General features: G+C 72.8%; 18 protein-coding genes. 6 read left to right on the top strand and 12 right to left on the bottom strand.

Going from position 1 to position 23,258, the window contains the following annotated elements:
• The first annotated feature begins 274 nt into the window (after positions 1-274).
• Entirely contained in the window at positions 275-1,846 is a 1,572-nt protein-coding gene (locus CcI49_RS06985; RefSeq protein WP_076825124.1) for a glycosyltransferase family 2 protein, read from the top strand.
• Positions 1,847-2,468: 622 nt separating this feature from the next.
• Positions 2,469-4,637, top strand: a complete 2,169-nt coding sequence (locus CcI49_RS06980; RefSeq protein ID WP_076825291.1) for a hypothetical protein — start codon at positions 2,469-2,471, stop codon at positions 4,635-4,637.
• 19 nt (positions 4,638-4,656) lie between these two features.
• Here CcI49_RS06980 and CcI49_RS06975 read toward each other — a convergent pair whose 3' ends face one another.
• Both CcI49_RS06975 and CcI49_RS06970 read right to left on the bottom strand, forming a co-directional pair.
• The gene (locus CcI49_RS06975) at positions 4,657-5,073 is read right to left on the bottom strand and encodes a CoA-binding protein (protein WP_054566737.1); all 417 of its coding nucleotides are present in this window, start codon (positions 5,071-5,073) and stop codon (positions 4,657-4,659) included.
• 55 nt (positions 5,074-5,128) lie between these two features.
• Positions 5,129-5,818: an HAD family phosphatase gene (locus CcI49_RS06970; protein ID WP_054566736.1), complete on the bottom strand. Its 690-nt coding sequence runs from the start codon at positions 5,816-5,818 to the stop codon at positions 5,129-5,131.
• Between the two features lie 208 nt (positions 5,819-6,026).
• Between CcI49_RS06970 and CcI49_RS06965 the strand changes: the two genes are divergently transcribed.
• The gene (locus tag CcI49_RS06965; protein WP_076825122.1) at positions 6,027-6,332 is read left to right on the top strand and encodes a type II toxin-antitoxin system RelE/ParE family toxin; all 306 of its coding nucleotides are present in this window, start codon (positions 6,027-6,029) and stop codon (positions 6,330-6,332) included.
• A 68-nt stretch (positions 6,333-6,400) separates the two neighbouring features.
• Here CcI49_RS06965 and CcI49_RS06960 read toward each other — a convergent pair whose 3' ends face one another.
• Positions 6,401-7,090, bottom strand: a complete 690-nt coding sequence (locus tag CcI49_RS06960; RefSeq protein ID WP_054566735.1) for a sulfotransferase family protein — start codon at positions 7,088-7,090, stop codon at positions 6,401-6,403.
• 833 nt (positions 7,091-7,923) lie between these two features.
• A complete protein-coding gene (locus CcI49_RS06955; RefSeq protein ID WP_076825119.1) occupies positions 7,924-8,505 on the bottom strand; it encodes a TerD family protein in 582 nt (193 codons plus the stop codon).
• Positions 8,506-8,781: 276 nt separating this feature from the next.
• On the opposite strand from CcI49_RS06955, the gene CcI49_RS06950 reads away from it, so the two are divergent.
• The 3 genes from CcI49_RS06950 (at position 8,782) to CcI49_RS06940 (ending at position 16,791) form a co-directional block, all read left to right on the top strand.
• Positions 8,782-10,290: a hypothetical protein gene (locus tag CcI49_RS06950; protein ID WP_076825118.1), complete on the top strand. Its 1,509-nt coding sequence runs from the start codon at positions 8,782-8,784 to the stop codon at positions 10,288-10,290.
• Between the two features lie 347 nt (positions 10,291-10,637).
• Positions 10,638-11,540: a hypothetical protein gene (locus tag CcI49_RS43090; RefSeq protein WP_347280107.1), complete on the top strand. Its 903-nt coding sequence runs from the start codon at positions 10,638-10,640 to the stop codon at positions 11,538-11,540.
• The gene (locus tag CcI49_RS06940; RefSeq protein WP_076825115.1) at positions 11,533-16,791 is read left to right on the top strand and encodes a hypothetical protein; all 5,259 of its coding nucleotides are present in this window, start codon (positions 11,533-11,535) and stop codon (positions 16,789-16,791) included. Before CcI49_RS43090 ends, CcI49_RS06940 begins: the two co-directional genes overlap by 8 nt.
• A 14-nt stretch (positions 16,792-16,805) precedes the next feature.
• On the opposite strand, the gene CcI49_RS06935 is transcribed toward CcI49_RS06940, so the two are convergent.
• The 8 genes from CcI49_RS06935 to CcI49_RS06900 form a co-directional block, all read right to left on the bottom strand.
• Positions 16,806-17,906, bottom strand: a complete 1,101-nt coding sequence (locus tag CcI49_RS06935; RefSeq protein WP_076825113.1) for a hypothetical protein — start codon at positions 17,904-17,906, stop codon at positions 16,806-16,808.
• Positions 17,907-17,948: 42 nt separating this feature from the next.
• Entirely contained in the window at positions 17,949-18,251 is a 303-nt protein-coding gene (locus CcI49_RS06930) for a lycopene cyclase domain-containing protein (protein WP_054566731.1), read from the bottom strand.
• On the bottom strand, positions 18,248-18,637 hold the full coding sequence (locus tag CcI49_RS06925) for a lycopene cyclase domain-containing protein (RefSeq protein WP_076825112.1): 390 nt from the start codon (positions 18,635-18,637) through the stop codon (positions 18,248-18,250). The genes CcI49_RS06930 and CcI49_RS06925 overlap by 4 nt, the downstream gene beginning before the upstream one ends.
• 23 nt (positions 18,638-18,660) lie before the next feature.
• On the bottom strand, positions 18,661-19,365 hold the full coding sequence (locus CcI49_RS06920; RefSeq protein ID WP_076825111.1) for a thiamine phosphate synthase: 705 nt from the start codon (positions 19,363-19,365) through the stop codon (positions 18,661-18,663).
• A gap of 4 nt (positions 19,366-19,369) precedes the next feature.
• Positions 19,370-19,597 (bottom strand): sulfur carrier protein ThiS, encoded by a 228-nt coding sequence (thiS, locus tag CcI49_RS06915; RefSeq protein WP_076825109.1) that lies wholly within the window; start codon positions 19,595-19,597, stop codon positions 19,370-19,372.
• Between the two features lie 140 nt (positions 19,598-19,737).
• The gene (locus CcI49_RS06910; protein ID WP_054566728.1) at positions 19,738-20,061 is read right to left on the bottom strand and encodes an Rv2175c family DNA-binding protein; all 324 of its coding nucleotides are present in this window, start codon (positions 20,059-20,061) and stop codon (positions 19,738-19,740) included.
• A gap of 31 nt (positions 20,062-20,092) precedes the next feature.
• Positions 20,093-21,625 (bottom strand): Gfo/Idh/MocA family oxidoreductase, encoded by a 1,533-nt coding sequence (locus CcI49_RS06905; protein ID WP_076825107.1) that lies wholly within the window; start codon positions 21,623-21,625, stop codon positions 20,093-20,095.
• Positions 21,626-21,814: 189 nt separating this feature from the next.
• A complete protein-coding gene (locus CcI49_RS06900; protein ID WP_054566726.1) occupies positions 21,815-23,077 on the bottom strand; it encodes an FAD-dependent oxidoreductase in 1,263 nt (420 codons plus the stop codon).
• Positions 23,078-23,258: the final 181 nt, after the last annotated feature.

The raw sequence follows: 23,258 nt of genomic DNA, 5'->3' as shown, positions 1-23,258 counted from the left end.
TCGTCGTACCGGCCCGCTCTGATGTCGCCGTGGTCGCCGGGCGCGCCTGGGCGTATCTCCGTGTGGCCGCCGCCGGTGATGATCTCTCAGCACGCCGCCAATCGGTAGATTGCAGCCTTACGCAGAGCGTCGGGCCGGTTCGGGATCCGAGGATTGGCTGGTGTGAGGTTGCCGGCCACCCTGGGCAGACTGCCATCACCAGGGAATTCGGGATTCCTGCCAGAAACGGGTTCGACCGGAGCCACGTCAGGGCCAGGCCTGTGGGGGGTCATGCATGGTGAACGACTCGCGCGCGATCGGCGGTCCGGCGCCCGGCACCACGCGCCCGTTCCTCTGGGCGGGCCAGCCAGCCAGTCCCGACGGCGCGGCCAGGCCCGAGAGCACCGCCCGGCCCGAGAGCACAGCCGGGCCGGAGGGCAGCTCTGACGGTGGTCTTCAGGTGTCCGTCGTGATGCCCTGCCTCAACGAGGCGGAGTCCGTCGGCGTGTGCGTCGGCAAGGCGCTGGCAGGCCTCGCGGCCGCCGGGGTCGCGGGCGAGGTCGTCGTCGTGGACAACGGTTCCACCGACGACTCGGCCGCTGTCGCCACCGCCGCGGGCGCGCGGGTGGTGCGTGAGGCGCGGCGCGGCTACGGCAACGCGTACCTCGCCGGTTTCGCGGCCGCCCGGGGCCGTTTCCTGGTCATGGGCGATTCGGATGACACCTACGACTTCTCCGACCTCGGCGCGCTGCTCGCCCCCCTGCGCGCCGGGCGGGCCGACTACGTGCTGGGTTCCCGTTTCGCTGGCGAGATCCTGCCCGGCGCGATGCCGTGGCTGCACCGGTACGTCGGAAACCCGGTCCTCACCGGCATCCTCAACCGCCTGTTCGACGTCCGTTCCTCGGACGCGCACTCGGGGATGCGCGCGTTCACCAGCGACGCGTACCGGCGCATGCGGCTGCGCTGCGAGGGAATGGAGCTCGCCTCCGAGCTGGTCATCGCGGCCGGGCGGGCCGAGCTTCGCATGGAGGAGGTGCCGATCACCTATCACCCGCGAGTCGGTGCCTCCAAGCTCCACTCGCTGCGCGATGGCTGGCGTCACCTGCGTTTCATGCTCCTCCTGGCACCGCGCCACCTGTTCGTGCTTCCGGGGCTCGTGCTGCTGGGGGTGGGCGCGGCCGGGCAGCTCGCGCTCCTGCCCGGCGCGCTCGACCTCGGCTTCCACCGCCTCGACCTGCATTTCTCCGTGCTGTTCGCGCTGTTCACCATCCTTGGGTGGCAACTGGTGCTCCTGGGTGTCTTCGCGGACGTCCACAACCATGCGGCGGGGTGGCCCGAGCGACGGCGCTGGCCGCTCACGTCGATTCACCGCCGCTTCTCCCTCGAACGCGGCCTGGCCCTGGGCGGCGTGCTGTTCGCGGCGGGTCTCGCCATCGACGGCGTCGTCCTCATCCGATGGCTGGCGAACGACATGGGGCCGCTCAACGAGCTGCGACCGGCCCTGCTGGCGATGTCGCTGATGGTGCTGGGTACGCAGACCGCCTTCGGCTCGTTCTTCCTGCGGCTGGTGACCACCGGGCCCAGCGGTGGCCATGGCCGCGCCGGCTGGGCTCCGCTCTCCGCTGCGGCCCCCTCCAGAGCCGGAGTGGTCGGCGAGGCGCCGACTCCCGGCCCCCCGCCGGTCGACGACGGCTCGTCCGCCCTGCCTGCCTCGCCGGACACGCCCAGGCCTGGGGCGGCAGCGGTGCCAGACCCCGCACCGCGGAACGCCGACAACGGATCCTCCGGGCACGGCAGCGGCGAGGAGACAGCCTTGCCTGTGGACCCTCCGAGCGCGCACCGCGGAATTCCCGCCCACCAGCACTGACCCACTGCGATCGGGAAAGACAGTGAGCCTTCTTCATCTCACGGTGCGTGGTCGCGGACGGGGGGTCCGAGTCGACGCCGATAAAGGCTCAGTGATCCACCCACACAATCGGGGGCCCAAAGGGGACCATTCAGGCAATTTCTCGGATCGATCGTGGACCATGGTTCCTGTGAAGGCACCAGGACAGGCCGACGCCGTCGCCGGCTCCCTCGACGCCCCCGATGCCCCGGGCAGCACTGGACCGGGTAGCACCGCACCGCGGGGCGACCAGCAGGGCGGCCACCGGAGCGGTCCCACGGACCACACGCCGGTGAGCCTCGCGCCGGTGAGCCTCGCTGATGCGCTCGGGCCCAGTCCGGACCACGGCTTCGAGACGCTGCCACCGCACCCGACACGGCCGGCGACCGGCGCGGGCAGGTCCGGCGCGGGCAGGTCCGGCGCGGGCAGGTCCGGCGCGGGCAGGTCCGGAGCAGGCAGGTCCGGAGCAGGCGCTGGCGGTGCTGGCGGTTCGGCTCGTCCTGCCGGCAGGGAAGGCACTGGAGGCGCGGGAGACAGCAGGCCGGCATCGGGTCCTGGGTTGGCCGCCCGAGCCGACACACGGCGGCTCACCGCCGCCACGCGCGTGGCCACCGCCCCCTCCGGCGACGTCCCCTCCGCCGGCAGACGGTTCTCCTTCCTCGCCCGGCACTCCGTGTTCGGAGTCCTCCTTCTCGTCGGAGTCGCGCTTCGGCTGGCCGCGGCGGTCGGCTATCAGCCCGCCTTCGAGTTCAACGGCGACTCATACGCCTACATACGGCTGTCAGCGCTGTCAGAACCCGATCAGATGCGCCCCGCCGGTTATCCGGCCTTCCTGCGGTTGCTGAGCGAGACGGGCGCGGACCTGTGGGTCGTGCCGACCGTCCAGCACGTGCTGGCGATCGCCGTGGCGACCGCCCTTTACGCGTTGCTCGTCCACCGCCGGGTCGCCGCCCCGATCGCCGCGCTCGCGGCGGCTCCCCTGCTGCTCGACGCGTACCAGATCGTCATCGAGCACTTCGTGATGGCCGAGACGTTGTTCGCGGTCGCCCTCGTGGCCGCAATGGTCGCGCTGATGTGGTCCCGACGTCCCTCGGTGTGGGCGCTGGCGCTCGCCGGCCTGCTGCTGGGCGCCTCCGGGCTGGTACGCACGATCGGTGTCGCCATCGGCCTGCTGGCGTTCGGCTACGTCGTGCTGCGGCGGCTCGGCTGGCTCCGGATCTCGGTGTTCGGCGTCTTCCTCGCCGCGCCGCTGATCGCCTACGCGAGCTGGTTCAACTCCGCGCACGGCAAGATCGGCCTCACCGGCGGCGACGCGGCCTGGCTGTACGGCAGGGTCGCGCCCATAGCCGACTGCGACCAGCTCGACCTGAAGCCCGAACAGCTCTCCCTGTGCTCACCGCATCCGGTCGGGGAACGTCCCGATCCGAGCTACTACGTGTGGGATCGCAACAGTCCCGCCAACAACCTCGACGTCTCCGCCGACGAACGCGACGAGCTGCTCAGGGACTTCGCCTGGCAGGTCATCACCAGGCAGCCGGCCGACTACCTGCGCGCCGTCGGCACGGACCTCGGGCACTTCTTCAAGCCGGGACGTCCTGTCGGCCCCCAGGACTGGCCGGACGCCACGTGGCGGTTCCCGACCAGCGACGAGCCCCGCTACCTGCACAACAGCGAGCCGCTGCTCGGGCTGCAGCGCGACGACCACCCCACGCGGACGATCACCGAGCCCTGGGCCGGTCTCCTGCGCTCGTACCAGACACGGGGCTTCACTCCCGGGCCGGCRCTCGCCGTGACCGCCGGGCTGGGGCTGCTGGCCTGCCTCGCGGCACTGCCCCGCATCGTGCCGGCGGGCCTGCGCGGCGGTGACGGACGCACCCGCTGGCATGAGCTGACCGCCGAGCGCCGGCGCATCGGCGTGGACTGCCTGTTCCTGGTCTGCGCCGGGGCGGCGGTGACCGTCGTACCGGCCGCCACCGTCTGCTTCGACTACCGGTACATGCTGCCGCTGCTGTTCCTGCTGCCCCCGGCGGCGGCGCTGGCGACGCGGCAGGGCCACCTGCTGGTGGTCGCCTGGCGGGAACGACGCGACGCCGCCGAGACGTCCTGGCGTTTCGCATCGGGAACCGGCGACGCCGACGCGCACAGGCCGTTCGAGCTCCTCGAGCCGGTGAGCGCGACCAGGCCCCTGCCCCCGGTGGTGGACGTCGACCTGCCGACGCTTCCCGGCGAGGTCGTGGGCGGCGGCGGGACGCCCGGCGGTCATGCCGGGGATCGGCCCCGAGACAGCACAGACGCCAAGAGCACAGACGCCAGCTCGGCTGGCGCCGGAACAAACACCGGCCGCAGCGCCACCACTGGCAGCGGCGGCAGTGGCAGCGGCGGCAGTGGCAGTGGCAGTGGCAGCGGCAGCGAACCAACCGACGGCGCGCCCAGGCCCTCCGCCGGGGGTGCTCCCCTGCCGAAACGGCCTCCCGGCGCCACATTCGAGACACGTGAGAGGCGACGGCGGCCACCCGTGAGCCTCGGCCCCGACGCCCGGATGCCGACCCCCGGCACATTGCCAGCCGCCAGCAGCGGGCCCACCGCCAGCACCGGGACGGGCGCCGGGCGGACCACGCCTGGCGGACGGACGGGCAGCCCGGCGGTGACCGGCGGCGAAGGCCAGGAGAACCGACCCTCGCGGGGCAACCCGAGCGAAGCACAGGAAGCCGACTGGGACCCGCCGACCATGCCGCCTGGGCGCACCGGTTCCGGCGAGCCGACGACTGGCTGACTGACCGCCGGCCGGAGCCTCAGCGCCAGTCGAGCAGGCGTGGGCCCTCGATCCGGGGGCAGGCGTCCACAACCACGTCCAGCCCGGCATCGCGTGCCCGCGACTGCGCGTCCTCGTCGCGGACGCCCAGCTGCGTCCACACCGCACCCGCGCCGATCTTCACCGCCTCGTCGATCACCGGGCCGGCGAGATCAGAGCGAACGAACAGGTCCACGACATCCACCGCGAAGGGGATGTCACTCAACGTCGGATAGCCCTGCTCACCGTCGATGACCGGCGCCGACGGATGGACCGGGATCGTCCGCTTGCCCTGCTGGCGCAGGTAGGCGGCGACGCCGTAGGCCGCACGTGAGGTGTTCTCCGACAGGCCGACCACCGCCCAGACCCCGGTGTCGGCGAGGACCTTGCGGATGACCGCGTCCGAGTTCTGCGTCATGCAGGTTCCAACCCCCTGCCGCGTACGGACAATCCCGATCAACGGCAGTCCCGGCTCACCGCGGTGCGGCCGCGGCGAGCACGACCTCGGCGGTCAGCTCCGCGACGCCGGTCACCCGAGCCGAGGCCAGCTCGAGGGCCGCGGCACCGGGTGGGAAGTGCTCGTTGGGGACCGCGACGACGGCGAGCCCGGCAGCGGCAGCCGCCCGCAGCCCGTTCTCCGAATCCTCCACGGCCACCGCGGCCCCGGCGGGCACCCCGAGGCGCCGAACGGCCTCCAGGTAGACGTCAGGCGCTGGCTTGCCGCGGGCGACCTCCTCGGAGGAGACGGTCTCCCGGAAGTACCTGACGAGCCCGGAACGATCCAGCACCAGGTCGATGAGTGCACGCGGTGACGAGCTGGCGAGAGCGAGCGGCCACCGGTCCGCCAGCGCGCGCACCGCCGCGACCGCTCCGGGCAGCAGGGGCGGTGCGTCCCCGTAACGCGCGGCGACCCGACCCCGTACCTCGGCGGCGATCTCCGCCGGACTGTCACCGGCACCGAGCTCGGCCAGGTAGGCGGACCACTCGGCGGTCGACATGCCCATCATCATCGCGGTGCTGTCCGCGGCCCACCGGCCGCCGCGCTCGGCCACGAACGCCCGGCGCACCTCGTCCCACACCTGCTCGGAGTCGATCAGAACGCCATCGAGATCGAAGATCACAGCCTGGACGGGACCGGGCGTGGGAACGCCGGAGAAAGCCACCGGCCCATCCTCGCCCACGCCCGCGTGGGACGGAACCGGGCGCCGCGAACACTGGACGGTGCTCACATGAGCCGAGCCTGGCGCCGCGCAAGCGGGCGGAAGGCTACGATCAAGCGGTGCACAACGCGCGCCGCGGTCCGGCGCCGGCCTCGGGCCTGCGGTCCGCTCCGTCGGTGTCCTTCTGCCGCCCGACCAGTGGTCCCCGCCGGTGAGCGACAACAAGCATGAGGTGACGCTTTCCAGCTCGGCGGAACGAGATCTGGCGAAGCTGCCCGAGCTGCTGGGCGCCGAGGTGCGCCGGTTCCTCGACGGCCCGCTGCGCAACGATCCGCGCAAGGCCGGCACGCCGCTCGTCGGCGAGCAGCAGGTCGGGATGTTCGAGGCGGCCGCGCGAAGCTGGCGGATGCTCTACCGGGTAGACGCCAACACCAGAACCGTGCGGGTCATGGTGGTCGGCCGACGCCAGAGCCCCTCCCGTCTGTCCTTCCGAGGAGGCGGCCTCCCGAGCCGGTGACGGTTCACCTGGCGGCCGCTCCGGCCGGCGTGTCGCCCGGCGGAGAGTAGTTCAGGGCGGAATGCAGTTCAGGGTGTCGCCGGAGCCGGCTGCGCCCGCCCGCCCGCCTGGGCCATCGCCGCGGCCAGCCGTGCGCGGTGCTTCTCTGCGTAGGCTGTGCGGTCATTCAGCCGCGGGAACTCCTCGGCCGGCACCGGTACGCCGAGAAACTCACACAGCGGACCCCAGCCCTCCGCGACGTCGAAGACAAGGAGCCGGTCGGCCGGAATCTCCCGCCGTACCGCCTCGCTGTGTTCGGCGAAAATCCTGAGCGCGTGGTCCCGGTCCGCGAATCTGCCCTTGAACACACCGTCCCAGACGATCAGATTCATCATCGTCATCACGCGCATCGCCTCCGGGTTCACCGCCACGCCGCTGGGCGGAGCCGAACCGGCGGCCTTGAACAGTGTGTTGGCGACACTGTCGTACCACTTCTCGGGATCGCGTACGGTGAGAATCACCCGGGATGACGAGTAGTGGTCGGCGAGCTGCCGCCAGAAGAATGCGCCGGGCCAGTCGACGGTCGACCGATATCCACGGAACAGCGCATCCCAGTCAGCAGTACCCCTCTGGGCTGCGTCGATCCAGTCCGGCACGGTCTCCCGATGCGAGAGCACCTCGTCCATGTGATGACAGGGTCCGCAGCCGAGACGTTCGAGGGCGGCCTGTAGTGAGAGCGTTCCGGTCCGACCAAAGCCCACACCAAGGACATCGATCAAGATTTCCTCCTTCGTAGACCCCCCGCGCAACAGTAGCGAACAATCAGAGGAAAGGTCCAACAACCCGAAAGAAAAGGAGGGAGGCTTCATTTCGAAGCCATTCAATTACCCGAATTTCGAGCGACAATCCGGAAATTTGAACAACCGGATGGAACTGACAGAAAAACACGTCTCGACACGCGCCGGAATGTCGGCGGAAATCGACATCACGACAACGACGATAATGCGATGAAAGCCCGAGAAAAGCGCCTGGGGTCGAGCACCCGGGGCCGGGAACCGGCCTGTGGCGGCCGGTCGGGCCCAAGAACAGGATGTGGCGCTGCGACGCGTCGCGGACTGCCGGGTCGCTCCGGCCGCGAGCCTACGCGGATCGCCTCGAGGCCGCGCGGATCGCGACGCCAGGTAACGACAAGGCCGATCCGCACCGCTGTCGAACCCGCCATCTGCCGTCCGAAGCGGGAGACACGCCCGGCCTGACCAGGCCGCGGCACGTCATCCGACGAAACCGTCCGGGTATCACACTCCGGGTATCACGCAAAGGGCATCTCCCGATCACCATCGACATCCGTACGCCTATGGTGTCAGAGATCATGGTCGCCGATGTTGCTTTTCAGCAATCAACAACCGGCCAGAGCCCCGTACCGCCCCGGTCAAAATATGCCACCGAACCTGGTTACCCCGGACGGCCTCGCCCGCGGAGCGCGCACTCCATGCACTCGACCGCCGGCACATGCGGATCCTCGGTGTAGCAGCGGCCAACGAGCACCGCCCCGCGGCTCCGGCCGGGTGTGGGAACTCGGCGTCGAGCGCGGGGCGGGTTCGAGCGGGAACCGTCAGGACACGYTCACGCCGAAGTCGAGGGCGATGCCTCGCAGGCCATTGGCATACCCCTGACCCACGGCCCGGAACTTCCACTCGCTGCCGTAGCGGTACAGTTCCCCGAAGATCATCGCGGTCTCTGTCGACGCGTCCTCGGTGAGGTCGTAACGGGCGACCTCGGCGCCAGTCACCGCATCAGCGACCCGAATGAAGGCGTCACGGACCTGACCGAAGGTCTGCCGGCGCGTCTCGGCGTCATAGATGGAAACCGCGAACACGACCTTCGCCGCCTGTGGCGACAGGAGCCGCAGGTCGACGTTGATCTGTTCGTCATCCCCACCTCCCCCACCGACGAGGTTGTCGCCCAGATGTTGGACGGCACCGTCCGGGCTGACCAGGTTGTTGAAGAAGATGAAGTGGCCGTCCGACAGCACGTGCCCCGCGTCGCCCACCACCAACGCGGAGGCATCGAGATCGTACGGAGCGCCCGTCGTCTGCCGGACCTGCCAACCAAGCCCAATGGTCACCGCCGTCAGGTTCGGCGCGACCTTGCTGAGCGAAACATTGGCGCCTTTGGATAGCGACACCGAGGTCATACCGAAAGCCTAGCCCTGTCTGGGCAGGTTACGCAGCCCACCCACCCGACTCCAATCACCGCAACCATACCACTACGCAGGGTGAAGGAAGCCCGTGACGGACCACACCGGCACGCATCGAACCCAACCCGCCCAGGCTAGGCTGCCAGAAGTGGAGATCCGCCTGTTGCCGCCCGGGAAGGCTGACGTCACAGCACCCACTACCGCGCTCGCCCGCGATCTGCCCGCCCGCACGCTGTCAGGCCGGCTGCTGCCCGCCCGGCGACGGGCCGATCGATGACAGCCGCGGCGGCGGGGTCGGCCGACAGCGGGATGATCCGGCGGCGGAAGGCACTCGCACTCACGCAGCCTCTCCACGACCTGGATGCCCGCAAGTCGTACCTGGACGGCGGCGACTTCGACGTCTACGCGATGGCGGAGCTCGCCCTGCATGCCATCGACCTGGTCACGGTCGCGATGGACTTCGACCGCGGAGCGGACCACGAGCAGGTGCTGCGCAGACTCATCCCGCTCGTTGCCGCGCAGGCACCCGAGCGGCGGCGCGCCGAGCACGAGCGGGTGGCCCGTTGGGTCCTGAGCAATCTGATCAATGTCGGAAGCGTGGACCGCGGCTTCGACGTCATCTACGGCACATACCGGGCAGACGGTCGGTACGTGCGCCGCCGGTTCGACTTCAAGCTGCTGGTCGAGCTGACCGACGGCGAGGGCGAGGTGTACCTGCGCGCCACCGACGAGGCGGTCACCGTTCTCATCGGGGCGCTGGACACGGATGTGACCTCGGCGCAGATCGCTGCGGAGGTCACGCTGGACAACCTCATCCGGCGGGGCCGGCTGGCGGATGCCCGAGCGGCCGCGGAGGCGGCGCGGTACCGCACCGTCCAGTACGCCGAACAGCTTCGCAGGCAGCTCGACGCGACTCGGCGCAACGTGCTGGCAGTGGACTGGCTACGTGCGGTGCCGGCTCTGCTCGACGAGGCGCTTGGCCACGTCGAGCAACGATATCGACACGAGAACGCCATCCTCACCCACATCCGGCGTTACCGCGACGCGGCCGACGACGCCGATCACAAACGGCAGGCCGCCGAGCTCGTCGCCATCGTGACCGACTGCGTGCGGCGCCACACCCAGCTTCAGGCGAGGCTGCTCGAGGCGGGCGCCGTGTTCCGCGCGGAGCAGGACCGCCAGCAGTTCGCGGACGTGCCCGCACGCGGCGGGATCGATCTCTACACACAGTTGCTCATGCCGGTGCTGACCCTGCCCGGGGCGACGGCATTGACGCCGGCCGCGGTCTTCTTCCCCGGAGCGGTCGGCGTCCGCTCGCCGCGTGCGATGCGCCTCGCCGATCTGGTGGACGGACTCCTCACACCGCCGGTGGAACACGAGCCGCTCGGATCTCCGGTCGTCGAGGCGGACCTTGTCCCGATTCGGGAACCGGACAGGTTCGACGACGAGGCCTGGGCCCACGCCACAGCGGTCATGGAGATCGCGCCGGACGCTCCTCGACGCCTGTCGGACCTGCTGGAACAGGCGAGGCGCACGGGCGGCCCGGACGCCGCGGACCTGGTGGCGCTGCTCGCCACCCATGCGCTGAGCCCACGGATCGCCGCCGCCGCACGGCAGGGCGACCCCCTGCTGACGGTTGCCTGCGACGACGGCACCGAACTCGATGATCCCTGGTTCGGCGGGGCGGACCTCCTCGTCGGCCGAGTCCTCATCTCCGCGCCGGACGCCGCGGACGACGACGTTTCCACTCTCCCACCTGCCATGATCGGTACAGCACCTTGACCTTCATCGACGCGAGCCCCGCCGGGCCCGGTACCGTCGCCGGGACGGACAGCAGGACCGAGACGGACAGCAGGACCGAGACGGACAGCAGGACCGAGACGGACAGCAGGACCGAGACGGACAGCGAGACCGAGGCCGGCCTCGACACGTTCGTCGATCTCGACGCTGACGCCGACCTTGACACGTTCACGGACACCACCGCCGTGGCGGGCCACGACGCCACCACGGTCGCGGACGACAGCGTTCTCGTCGGCGACGACACTGCTGACCTCGGCTTCACCGCCGGTGGTCAGCCAGGCCGGGACACCCGCCGGCAGCACGCGGACGCCTTCGAGGCGGGCCGGCTCATCGCCTACGGCCTGCGGCCGAAGCTGGTGCCCGCCCGCGATGGCAGGTACGCCGAACTCGTCCGCCGTTACCTGCGGGAGCCGCAGTTCGCCGCGCTGACGCAGGCCACCGCGGCCGGCCTGGGGCTGGTCGTGCTCGACGTGGCCGAACGGGCCGGTTTCGTCGTCGGTGGTGCCGAGGACTCGGCGTTCACCGTCCGGATGGGCGACTACGCGCGCCGGGCGGGCGGGGAGCACCGGTCCGCCGAGCGGCTGCTGCACGCGATCGCGCAGCTCGCGGTCGCCGCACTCGCGTTCCCACGGCCGGCGGACCTGGTGGACGACTCCTACATCGGACGCGTCAGTGTCGACGGCGTGGACGCCTTCGTCCGTGAGGCCTGCCGGCTGCTGGAGCAGCGGACCGCCGGCGACCAGAGCGACGAGGTGGCGTCGCCCGGCGATGGACGCACGCTCGAGGCGGCGTGGCGGCTGTACTCGCGGCGCCCGGCTACCGGGACGACCCGGGACTCCCGGCGCCTGGCCGGGTCGACGTCCGGGATCGTCGCCCGGGCGATGAGCTTCCTGACCGAATCGGGGTGCCTGGTGCCGGTCAGCGAGCAGGCGGGCGGCACCTACCGGACGACGGCGCGCTACCAGATCCAGGTACGGGAGCTCGCCGCCGACGCCGCGCTGGAGGAGCTGCTCGGCCTCGGGGTGGTGACGGTCGCGGACGGCGGCGGCGGGGTACGGGTTCTCTCCGCCGCCCCTGTGCTGCCCGGCTATGACACGCCGGGCGCCGCGGCGGAGTACCCCGCGGGCCAGCTTCCGGACAGCCCGGCACCAGACAGCCAGAGCCAGGTACTGGGCAGCCAGGTAGCGGGCAGCCAGATGGCGGGTTCGGGCCCGGAGGTGGGCGATGTTTGAGCTTTCCAAGGTTCGGCTCCATGCGATCGGACCGCCCGGTGCGCGGTTCGGCGACGTCCTGCTCGACTTCTCCGGGGTCGGCGCGCCGGTCGCCGGCCACCGTCAGGATGGGCTCTTCGGCACCGATGTGGTCCAGGGCGCGGCGGACAGTGACAGTCAGGACACAGCCCCTTCGGAGGTCGACCTGCCGGGCGCGGTAGCCGGCAACGCCGTTCCCGGGACAACCGCGGCCACAGTGCCCCCCGCCACAACGCACCCGGCCACATCACACCCAGCCACGCCGCCCGCGGTGACGACGGCGGCGATGCTCCCGTTGCCGGCACCGGTGACGGCGGTGACGGCGGTGGTGCCGGCACAGCCGTCGCCAGCGGTGCCGACACAGCCGCTGCGGCCGTCCCCGGCCTCCGTGCTGTTCCTGGAGAACGGCGGCGGCAAGAGCGTCCTGATGAAGTTGATCTTCTCAGTCGTGTTGCCCGGACGTCGCCAGGTCGTGGGCACGTCCAACGGGCGGGTCCTCGACAACTTCGTCCTGCCGCGCGACTGCGGGCATGTGGTCTGCGAGTGGCAGCATGCCGTCACCGGCGAACGGGTGGTCACCGGCAAGGTCAGCGAATGGCGGGGCCGGACCACCACGGACCCGTCCCGCCTGGCCGAGGCCTGGTACTCGTTCCGCCCCCGCCCGGGTCTGGACATCACCAACCTGCCCTTCGTCCAGGACGGACGGCAGGTCACGTTCGCCGGCTTCCGTTCCCGGCTCGCCGACGCCGGCGCGGCCGACCAGCAGCTGGATCTCGGCTGGGAGACCAACCAGGGGGCCTGGAGCGAACGGCTCGACGCGCTGGGCCTGGACCCCGAGCTCTTCCGCTACCAGCGCGCGATGAACGCCGGCGAGGGTGAGGCCGCGGAGGCCTTCGCGTTCAACAGTGACGAGCAGTTCGTCGACTTCCTCCTGCGGGCCGTCACGCCGCCGGAGGATCCGGCCGGCGTCGCCGACGTCGTCGAGGGCTACGCGGCGAAGCTCGCCGAACGGGCCGCGCTGGAGGCGGAGCGCGAGTTCGTCGCCGGGGCGCTCGAACGGCTCACCCCACTGGTGCAGACCGTCCAGGCCCGCGCCGGTGCGGCGGGCCGGCTGCGGGAGCTGCACGGGACGGTCCGGGAGGCGGCCGCCGCGGTCGACGCGAGGATCGCTCTCGCCGATTCCGGGACGTCGGCGCTGGACGAACGCGGCCGACGTGTGCGCACCGCAGTCGAGGAGGCGGAACGCGCCCGGGCGCAGGCGGCGGGTGTCGAGCTGGCCGCACGCCTGCGGGTGGCCGAGCTGCGGCTCACCGAGGCGGAGGCGACCCGCGACGAGCTCGTCGGACGCCACGGCGACGTCGTGGAGGAGCTCGAGGCGTGGCGGGCGGCCGAGGACGTCCTGCGGCTCACCGCGGCCGACGACGAGACCGAGCGGCTCACCCGGCTGGTGGCGGACGCCGAGTCACGGTCCGCTCCCGCCCTCACCGAACGCAACTCCGCGGCCCGTGCGTTCGTCGCCGGTCTGGCTCGCCTCGCGGCCGCGTCTCGGGCGGAGGAGACCCGGGCGCGGGCGGCTGCCGCGGCGCACAACCTGGCGGCCGAGTCGTCCGCGGCCGCGGACCGTGCCGCCGCGGACGCGGCGGCCACCACCCGGGCGGGTGCCGCCGGGCTGCGGGAGCGACGTGAGCGCGCTGACCGGCTGCAGGCCGAGGCCGTCCGCGACGGGCTGCTGGACCAGCCCGGGAGTGAGCCCCGCCAGGTGGCGGCCGAGGCCGCGAGGCTGGCGGACGACGCCCGGGCCGCCGTCCGGGACGCACTGGCCACCGCGGCCCGTTCCGCCGACCATCGGCAGGCACAGGACGCCCAGCGGGACGCCGAGCGCGGCCTGGACCACGCGAACGCCGAGCTCGCCCGGCTGGCCGCCGACCTGGACGCGACGCTCGGCGCCGCCGGCGCGCTGACCGCGGACGGCCGGATCGCCGCTCTGCTCGGGCTCGACGCGGGCCACCCGTCCCAGCCCGGCGCTGGCGCTGGAGCTGGAGCTGGAGCTGCCGTTGGCGCCGCGGAACCGGTTGATCTCGACGTCGACGCCGAGGCCGCGCTGGACGCCCTGGCCGCCGCGGTGCTGACGGCCGAGGAGCGCCAGCTCGCGCTGTCCGTCGACACCGAGGCGGACCAGCGTGTCCTGCGCGCGCTGGGCGACGGTGACCTGCGCCCGGCCCGGGCCGCCGTCGGCGAGGTCGTCGCCGAGCTCGAACGCGCCGGCATCCCGGCCACCGCCGGCTGGCACCACCTGGCGAACAAGGTCGACGAGGGCTCCCGCGAGCGGGTGCTGCGGGCCCGTCCCGACCTTGTCGACGGTGTCGTCATCCAGGCTGGCTGGGACGTCGACACCGCACGGGCGGTCCTGGACCGGGCACGGATCCGGCCCGACTGCGCGATCGTCGTCGGTCCCGCGCGGCTGCTCGAGCCGACACCGCTCGAGCCAACACCGCTCGAGCCGACACCGCTTGAGCCAACACCGCTCGAGCCCACCGCGCCCGGCCTTGAGAGCACCGTCGGCGCCGACGGCACCTTCCTCGTCCCGCCCAATCCGGCGTTGTACGACAGCGCCGCCGCCGCGGCCGAACGCGCGTCGATCCGCCGCCGGCACGACGAACGCTGCGCCGAGGCCGCCGAGCTGAGCGCCCGCGCGCGTGGCGACCGCAACCTCGCCGCGGCTGTCGCCGGCTGGCGCCGGACGAACCCCCCGGGCCGGATTCCGGGCCTGCGCGCCGCCGTGAGCGACGCCGCGGGCACCGTGGACGTCGCCGCCCGGGCGCTGGCCGAGGCGCAGGAGCGGGTCGCCGCGGCCGCCCGGGCCGCGGAACGCGCGGTGGCGGAGGTCGAACGCCTGCGGGTCGTCGAGCAGGAGTGCTCCGCGCGGGCCGCCGCGCTGGACCAGCTGGTCAACGTGATCGATGAGGCGGCCGGCCTGACGGACGAGATCGCCCGTCTGGAAGCGACGGCCGCCGAGATGTCGGCCGAGGCGGAACAGCATCGGGCCAACTGCGCCGCCTCCCGTCTGGCGGCGCAGGAAGCCCTGCGCCGGGCCGACGACGCCGCCCGCAACACCCAGGCCGCGCTGACCGAGTCCGCCTCGGTGGTCGGCGCGGGTGATCTCGTGCTCGACGACATCGCGGTGGACGACAGCCCGGTGGACGACAGCCACGGCGACCTCGGCACCGACACCGACGGCGGCACCGACATCGACGGCGGTGGCGGTGGCGGCGGCGGGCCGGTGTCGCCCGGCGCGCCACCGGTGCAGGTAMCCGTGCTGCGGGCGGCGTACGAGGCCGCCGAACGCGCCTACGCGCAGGTGGAGGTCGGCGCGGACCTGCGCGGCGAGCTCGATCGCGCGTGGCGGGCGCACGCGGCCGCCCGCGCGGGCGTCGAAGGTCTGTCGGCGGCCATCCGGGCTCGTTGCGAGGTTCTGCTCGCCGGTCCCGACGGTGGGGACGCCACCGCGCGGGCCACGGCCCAGGCCGCCGCCCGGCGCACGGCAGCCGAGCTCGGACGAGCCCTCGACGCCACCCGCGAACGGCTCGGCGGTCTGCGTCAGGAGCTGCACCACACCGCGGCCAGGGTCGGTGCTGCTGGCGCGCGCCCAATGCCACCCGAGGACGGACCTCAGACCCTCGAGCAGGCGCTGCACTGGCAGCAGGCCCGCGCCGACGCCTGCCGGAAGGCCGACGCCAATGCCCAGACCGCTCAGGCGGCACTGGACGACCTGATCCGCGACACCGCGGATCATGAACGTGAGCGGGATGCGTTCGGGCTGGTCGCCGGGACGTTGTCCGACCTGCTCGCCGACGCCGAGTCGACCGGCACGACCGCGGACGGGGCCGTCAGCACAACGTCCGGCCCCGGCAACCCGGCCGACCCTGGCAACCACACCGGCCCCGGCGACCACACCGGACCAGGCAGCCTCACCGGACCAGGCCGCCTGGTCGTAACAGACGGCCAGGCCGGCGCGACGATCGCGCCGTTCGACGGCGATGCCGCCGCGGCGGCGGCGATGACCCGCGAGCTGCGGGCGACCTGGCGGCAGGCGGTCGCGGCGCACGTCGAGGCGGCCGGCCGGGTCCGGGCGGCGGCGGACGCCGTCGCCTCCTGGGCCGCCGGCGGGCGGTTCGAGGCGGTGCGCACGCCGGCCCGCAGGCAGATGGTGCGGGCCGGCCGGGACGCGGTGGCCGCGAACGCCGCGGGCTGGGCCGCCGCGTTGGCACCCCGGCTGCGCAGCCTCGACGACGACCTCGCGCACATCGGACGCAACCGGGCCGCGATCGTCGCGCGGCTGGAGGGAATGGTCCGGGCTTCCCTCGGCACCCTGCGCTCCGCCCAGCGGCTGTCCCGGCTGCCCGATCAGCTCGGCGACTGGTCCGGGCAGGAGTTCCTGCGCATCACCTTCGCCGAACCCGATCCGGTCGCGCTGACCGAGGCGCTCGGCGAGGTCGTGGATGCCGCCGCGAGCGGCGCGGCCACCGGCACCGGTACGGGCACCGGCGGTTCGGCGACCAGGACGAGCGCCCCACCCCGAACGCCCGGCGCCGGCGGGCCGCTGCCGGCCGGGGTCCGCCGGGACGGCATGACGCTGCTGGTGCGCGGTGTGCGGGCGGCGCTCCCGGGCGGGGTCCGGGTGGAGATCCTCAAGCCGGACGCGGTGCTGCGCACCGAGCGCGTCCGGATCTCCCAGCTCGGCGACGTCTTCTCCGGCGGCCAGCAGCTGACCGCGGCGATCATCCTCTACTGCACGATGGCCGCCCTGCGCGCGAACGACCGCGGCCGGCTGCGGGCCCGGCACGCCGGCGTGCTGTTCCTCGACAATCCGATCGGGCGGGCCAGCGCGAGCTACCTGCTGGACCTGCAGCTGGCGGTGGCGGACCGGCTCGGCGTCCAGCTGATCTACACCACGGGCCTGTTCGACACCACGGCGCTGAGTGCGTTCCGGCTGGTCATCCGGCTGCGTAACGATGCCGACCTGCGGGCCGGCATGAAGTACCTGCGGGTGCAGGAACGGCTGTTCGCGGGGCTCGTGCCGCCGCGGATCGCGGGCGGGACCGACGCCGCCGGAATGATCAGCGCCGCCAGGGTCTTCCGCAGGAACCTACCCGGCTCACCCACCGCCACCGCCCCCGCCAGCGCCGCCGGAGCCGGAGCCGGAGCCGGAGCCGGAGCCGCCGGAGTCAACTGAACACGAACGCGCCGCTACCCGCCGGAGCAGGCGCGTACCTCGACCGATCCGGTGACCTCGGACCGCCGCCCGTCGAGGTCCGTCGCCACGACGGTGTAGCTCATCGTGCCCGCCGTCGGCACCGGCCCGATCGGGCCGGACCAGGTCGAACGGTCGTCGGTGGCGGTGACGAGCCCCAGGGCGCTGGTCGACGCGGCGCCGTCCGGTGCGCGGGTTCGGACCTCGACGCCGAAGACACCGGTCGGGTCGACGACCGTGGCGCTCACGATCGCCTGGGTGCTGCCCCGGTCCGCGGGGCAGTTCGCCGTGACGATCTCGGCCGGGGCAAGCGAGGCTCGCAGCTCCGGGGCGCCGGACACGTTCGCGGTGACATGCAGTTTCCCGCCGCCGGAACCGTCGACCGCGGCCACCGGGACGAACACGTCGACCGGGCCCGGCGGTGCGGTCGCCCGGTTCAGGGTGATCACTAGCGGCACCCGGGCGCCCGGGTCGACCACGCCCTCGTGGGGAACGGCGCTCAGCCAGGCGGGCGTGGCACCCACGCTCACCCGGGCCGGGGCCGTCCCGACGCCGATCAGCTCGACGCTGATCGTCGACTCCACGTCACCGAACGCGACATCGCTGCTGCTCAGTCCCAGCGCCGGGCCGGCGGGACGACTGGCGGGTGTGGTGGACGCCCCCGCACGCGGCGTCGCCGCCGGACGGGATGTGGCCGGCGTGGTTCCCGCCCGCGGCGGGGAGCCCGCGTCTGTCGCCCGGGCATCCGCCCCCACGGCGCCGGCCTCCCCGGCGGCGCCGGATGGCCCGGTCGATCCCACGGCACCGGCGGACGGCCCGACGGTTGAGCCGGGCGAGGTCTGGCCGGGCGCGTCGGGGGTGGGCTCGCCGGGTGCCGGCGTGACCATCGTCGTGGCCGCACCCGCAGGCTCCGCCGTCGGCGACGGCCGGCCGGGACCGAGGCCGCGCACCAGGATGAGGCCCGACACCACCGCGGCGGCCGCGATGACGGCGGCGATGATCCGCCCCCAGCGGATCGGCAGGATCCGATTCGAGCGGCCCCAGGGCGAGCGATGCCGCCCGGCCGACTCGGCCTCGGCCGCCCTCCGTTGTCTCATTGAGTCGAAGCGTAGGCCCGAAAGTGGACCCGGAGGCCGAATTCACTCGTTTCCGTGACGTAGTCCCCACCAAACCCACCAGACCAGGGTCTGGGTCACCAACGCGAACCCGAACAGCAGGTCCTCGACCGGCGCGAACACGAGCCGCGGCCCGGCGATGGCCTCCGGGTCGTACCGGACGATGTCGAAGCCGGTCAGGATGCCGTTCGTGATGAGCTGGAAGAAGACGATGATCGCGTAGGCGGTCCAGAACAGCTTGCGGGTGACCAGCCTGGTCCGCAGGATCCACAGGTCGAGCACCAGGGTTGCCACGACCCCGACGACCGCCAGCGCGGTGTAGCTCACCGCCGGCCCCGGGGATGCCGGCCCCGGGGATGTCCGGCCTGCCCGGGGCCGCGCCCGTCGCCCTCGTCACCGGCCGGCCACCGGGTCACGGCCCGGACCGCCTCCAGCGCGAGCACCGCGCACACCGGCACAACGACGAAGAAGAGCACCTCGTCGAGAGGAAGGCCACCGGGCAGTACGATGCCGGTGGTGCGGCGCGGGTCGAAGTCCCAGTGGCCGCGGGCGATCGCATACATATCCCAGCCGACGAACACGACCAGCACGGGCGCGATCGCCAGCGCGAGGCGCCGTGGCCGGGCGTACACCCTGGTCCGCAGCAGGAGCTCCAGCGGCGCCGTCGCGACCAGGCAGCCCAGCAGCACCGCCAGATAGCTCAGGTGACCCACGGTCGCGCCCGCCCCGCCAGGCGTCAGGCCGCGCGCAGCCGGCCCGCGAGCGCGGCCGCGGCCGCCCCCGGATCGGTCGCCTGGGTGATGCCCCGCACCACCACGACGCGGCGCGCACCCGTCTCCAGGATGGCGTCCAGGGTGTGCGGGGCCACTCCCCCGGTGACGAACCACGGCTTCGCGCCCGGTTCGAACGGCGGCGCGTGCCGGGCCGCGAGCCGGGGCAGCTCCAGCCCGACCGGCGCCCGGCCCTCCTTCGTCGGGGTCGCGTGCACCGGCCCGACGCACACGTAGTCGACGTCCGGGTCGGCCAGCGCGGTGAGGAACTGGTCGGGGTCGTGCGTGGACTTCCCGATCAGCACATCCGGCCCGAGCAGCTCACGCGCCAGCCGCGGCGGGATGTCGTCCTGGCCGAYGTGCAGGATGTCCACCCCGGCGAAGCGGGCGACGTCCGCCCGGTCGTTTGCGCTGACCAGCGCACCGGACGGCACGGCCGCGGCCGCCATCGCGGCCAGCCCCGCCAGCTCGTCGCGCCACTCCAGCCCCTTCTCCCGAAGCTGGATGAGGTCCACACCCGGCACCCGACCGTCACCCAGCACCTTCTCGTAGAAGGCGGCGTCGGCCTGGTGGCGGGGCGTGCACAGGTACAGCCGGGCGTCGAGCAGCCGGGCGAGCCGGCGGGCACGCGGCGCCGAGGCTGACGCCGGGACGTTCTCTGACAGTGGCACCGGCTCAGCCTCCCGCTACAGCGCGAACGATCTCCAGGACGTCGCCGTCGGCCAGGTGCGCCGCGGCCGTCTCCGAAGGCGTCAGCGCCTCCCCGCGCAGCTCGACGACGACCGAGCCCGGCCGCAGGCCCAGCTGGACGAGCAGGTCCRCCACGGCGAGCCCGACCGGCACCTCCCTCGCCTCCCCGTTGACCACGATCCGCGCCTGGGCGCCGGTAGGACGATCAGCCATACCGACGACCCTACGGGAGCGGACGCCCGGCTCCGGCGGTTCACCGACAGCGCAAGCAGGCCGACCCGGGCCCGAGCGCTGGCTCGGACCCGGGTCGGAAGGTTGGTGGGTGGAGGAACAGGCGCTCGGAGCGCGGGCGCTCAGAAGCCCAGTGCCTGAGCGCGCCGCCGCACCTCCTTGCCCCGGTTCTCGACCATCGCGCTGACCGGCGTTCCAGGCAGGCTCGGATCCTCGCGGAACAGCCAGTCCAGTGCCTCGTCGTCGCTGTATCGGGCATCGAAGAGCACGGTGAGCAGGCCGGGCAGGCCCTTGAGCACCGCGCCGTCCTGGATGAACAGGGCGGGCACCTTCAGGACACCGTCGAACCGCTTCGCCAGAAGTGTGCGGTCGCGGACCATCTGGCGCACCCGCGTGACGGGCACGTCGAGTGCGTCAGCCACGTCGGGCAAGGTCAGCCAATCCATGGTCAAGAGTAAACACCCTGGAAGGGCCAAGTCAGGTCGGTGATACCTGGGTGCCGCCGGACGCCGCCGACCTGCGTGCCGCCTCCAGGAGCGACACCAGCGCCCGGGTTCGCTGCGCGCTGCCGTGCGCCAGCGGCCAGCCGGAGACCAGGTGGTCGGCGAACTCACGGTGGAAGAGCGCGGGGTCGGGGGCGTCGACGGGCAGCGTGACCCGCCGCCCGTCATGGCCGACGAGCACCGGCGAGCCCTTCGGCCGCGCGACCAGCGAGCCGGTCGTGCCGACCAGCTGGGTGCCGGGGCGCAGACCCGCGACGACGTCCGAGATCGTCACCTGCGCCTCGCAGCCGCCCGCGAACCGCACCAGGATCCGGACGTGATCAGCGTTGGTCACGTGATGCCAGACCCGCTTGTGCGCCGAGGCGCTGACCCATTCGACCTGGTCGTCGACAAGGTCGAGGATGCGCTCCAGCGGCGCGGCGCCACGGTCGAAGATCAGGCCGCCGCTGATCCGCTCGTCGTCATGCCAGCTGCCGGCGGGCCGCCGCAGCCCACCGGAGAAGATCTCGATCCACAGCAGCCCGCCGAGGTCGCCGCGCCGGACCGCCCCGCGCATCGCCCGGTGCGCCGGGTCGTTGAGGCCTTCGGGATAGCCGGCGAACACGCGGGACCGGCTGGTGGCGAGCGTGGTGAGCTCGTCCAGATCCTGGGTGCTCAGGCAGACCGGCGGGTGCACGAGCACCTGCTTGCCGGCCTCCAGCGCGCGCCGGGCCCACTCGACGTGGGTGTGGGTCGGGGTGGCGACGATCACCAGCCCGAGCTCGGGGTCGTTGACCAGGTCGTCCGGGTCGTCGACCCGCCGGGCGAACCGGTCGACGTCCTGGCCGGGGCCCGGGGACATCCCGCCGTCGCACAGCGCGGCCAGCGTCAGGCCGTCGACCGCGTCCAGAGCGGTGGTGTGCACCCCGAAGACATCCGGGGCACCGATGAGCCCGGCCCTGACCGACGCACCGTCGCGGACGCCGAGCGCGTGCCGCAGCCATCGCCCGACGAGCCGGTGGTAGCGGAGGTCGGCCAGCACCTGCGCGGAGGTGCCCAGGGTGAAGACACCGAGGCCGCTCGCGGGACGCCAGGTGCAGATCGGCTGATCGCTCATCTCGTGGCGGACGGTGAGCAGCCGTTCGACGTCCTCGGCGACCTTCTCGGGGACGATCCACGAGTCGCGCGGCGTGAAGGAGCCCAGCCGGGCGGCGACGGTCGCACCGTCCGGACCGGGGGCAAGCCGCAGCTCGTACGCGGGGGTCACCCGGCCGGGCGTGAGGCCGGACGCCTCGATGAGCGGGCTGTCCGGGGCCAGTGACCGGACCGTCGGCCCGGCCAGCAGCACCGGCACGGACTGCCGCGCGCGGTCGAGCAGGTCCTGTTCGACGTGATCCAGCGGCCGGTCGATCAGGACGAGCAGAGCATCGGCCGAACGCGCGGACGTGGGACCGAGACCGACCGCGCGAAGATGATCACCGAGCGCATTCACGCCAGGGAGGTTCGAAACCAGGTGAATGCTTGGCACGCCGGCACTTTAGTAGAAACTGCCTGGACGAGCACAGTGTGTGCATGTGGTACGCCCAGGCACTCACCGTTCCGTCCGGGCACACATCGCATCCATGCACACACTGTCCAGCAGCCACGCCTGCCGGGCGCGCGGCCACGCCGGGCCCGGCAGCTACGCCGGGCCCTCCAGCTGAACCAAGGCCTGCGACTACGCCGGCTGGGGGGCCAGCTCCTTCAGTGCGATTCCGGGGTCGCTGAACCTGGCGACGTCCGGCGCCGCGTCGGCCAGCAGCATCCGCCGGCCGGCGACCATGTCCAGCGGCCGGGCGACGGTGGCCAGGGCGACCAGGCGCCCGTCCGGCGCGAACCAGCCGGCGGACCAGCCGGGAGCCTTCTTGGCCCCGGGCGGGGCGACCGCGGTCGGATCGCCGCGCAGCACCAGGGTGCTGTCCGGGCCGGGCAGACCGGCGAACTGGATCATGCGCCCGAACTGCTGCGACCAGAAGTACGGCACCGGGTTGTAGATGTCGTCCGGCGACTCCGAGCTCGGCTGGCCGCCGGCGAGCGTCCGCAGCAGGGTGGCGACGGCGACCCGGGGCGACTCCTGGGCGCACTCCCAGTGCTCGACCCGCATCCGGCGCTCATAGCGGCGCGACCACCAGGCCGTGCAGTCACCGGCCCCGACGACCGACCCGGGCCGGTAGCCACCCGCGCCGCCGGCGCCGGGTACGGCCGACATCCATTCGTCGACGACGACGCCGCGGTCGAGCGCCAGCCCGGACGACTCCAGCCAGGAGACGTCGGGACGGACACCGACCCCGACGACCACGGCGTCGGCGGGCAGGAACTCACCGCCGGCGAGCTCCACACCGTCCGAACGGATCTGCGCGACAGCGGCACCGAGGCGCAGGTCGATGCCGGCGGCGGAGTACCAGGGCACGGTGTGCCCGCCGACCACCGGCCCGAGGGCCAGCAGCGGGCTGGCGCCGGCCTCGACGACGGTCACCGCCACCTCGTGCGCGGCGGCGTGCGTGGCGACCTCGGCCCCGATCCAGCCGGCGCCGACAACCACCAGCCGCGCCCCCGGGCGCAGCGTCTCCCGCAGCGCCCGGGCGTCGTCGATGGTGCGCAGCACCCGCTGGTCAGCGGAGCCCGGCAGCCGCACCGGGGCCGCACCGGTCGCGAGGACCAGCCCGTCGAACTCGATCGGGCCGCCGTCGGTCTCCAGCACACCCGGGCGCAGGCCCGTCGCGTGCCGGCCCAGCAGCAGCTCGACACCGTCGAGGTCGAACGGCAGGGTCGTGTCGTCCGTCCGGCCGGACAGCACCGCCTTGGACAGCGGCGGCCGGTCGTACGGCCTGTGCTCCTCGGCGCCGACCAGTGTGATCGCCCCGGAGAATCCCTGCTCACGCAGCTCGACGACGGTTCGCCCGCCCGCGAGCCCGCCACCGACGACAACGATGCGGTCCATCAGCCCACCTGATCCATGCATCCTGAAGCTATTGGCGCCTTTTCCTGGCGTCGCGCGGTAGTCGTTTCGACCACAGCGACGAGCGGCCCACACCACCGGGATATAGCATTTCCTGCCCGCCCGACGGTCACCGGGACGCGTCCACCAGCGGGAAGGCGTCCTTCCCTTACGCGGCCGACGC

Origin of the sequence: Frankia sp. CcI49, assembly GCF_001983215.1 — a bacterium.
GTDB classification, from domain to species: domain Bacteria; phylum Actinomycetota; class Actinomycetes; order Frankiales; family Frankiaceae; genus Parafrankia; species Parafrankia irregularis.
This window is presented reverse-complemented; position numbering and strand designations above follow the sequence as displayed.

Coding starts and splice junctions, on each gene's coding strand:
- CcI49_RS06985 (WP_076825124.1), top strand. CDS start 275: ATGGTGAACGACTCGCGCGCGATCGGCGGTCCGGCGCCCGGCACCACG.
- CcI49_RS06975 (WP_054566737.1), bottom strand. CDS start 5,073: ATGACGCAGAACTCGGACGCGGTCATCCGCAAGGTCCTCGCCGACACC.
- CcI49_RS06950 (WP_076825118.1), top strand. CDS start 8,782: ATGACAGCCGCGGCGGCGGGGTCGGCCGACAGCGGGATGATCCGGCGG.
- CcI49_RS06935 (WP_076825113.1), bottom strand. CDS start 17,906: ATGAGACAACGGAGGGCGGCCGAGGCCGAGTCGGCCGGGCGGCATCGC.
- CcI49_RS06910 (WP_054566728.1), bottom strand. CDS start 20,061: ATGGATTGGCTGACCTTGCCCGACGTGGCTGACGCACTCGACGTGCCC.
- CcI49_RS06900 (WP_054566726.1), bottom strand. CDS start 23,077: ATGGACCGCATCGTTGTCGTCGGTGGCGGGCTCGCGGGCGGGCGAACC.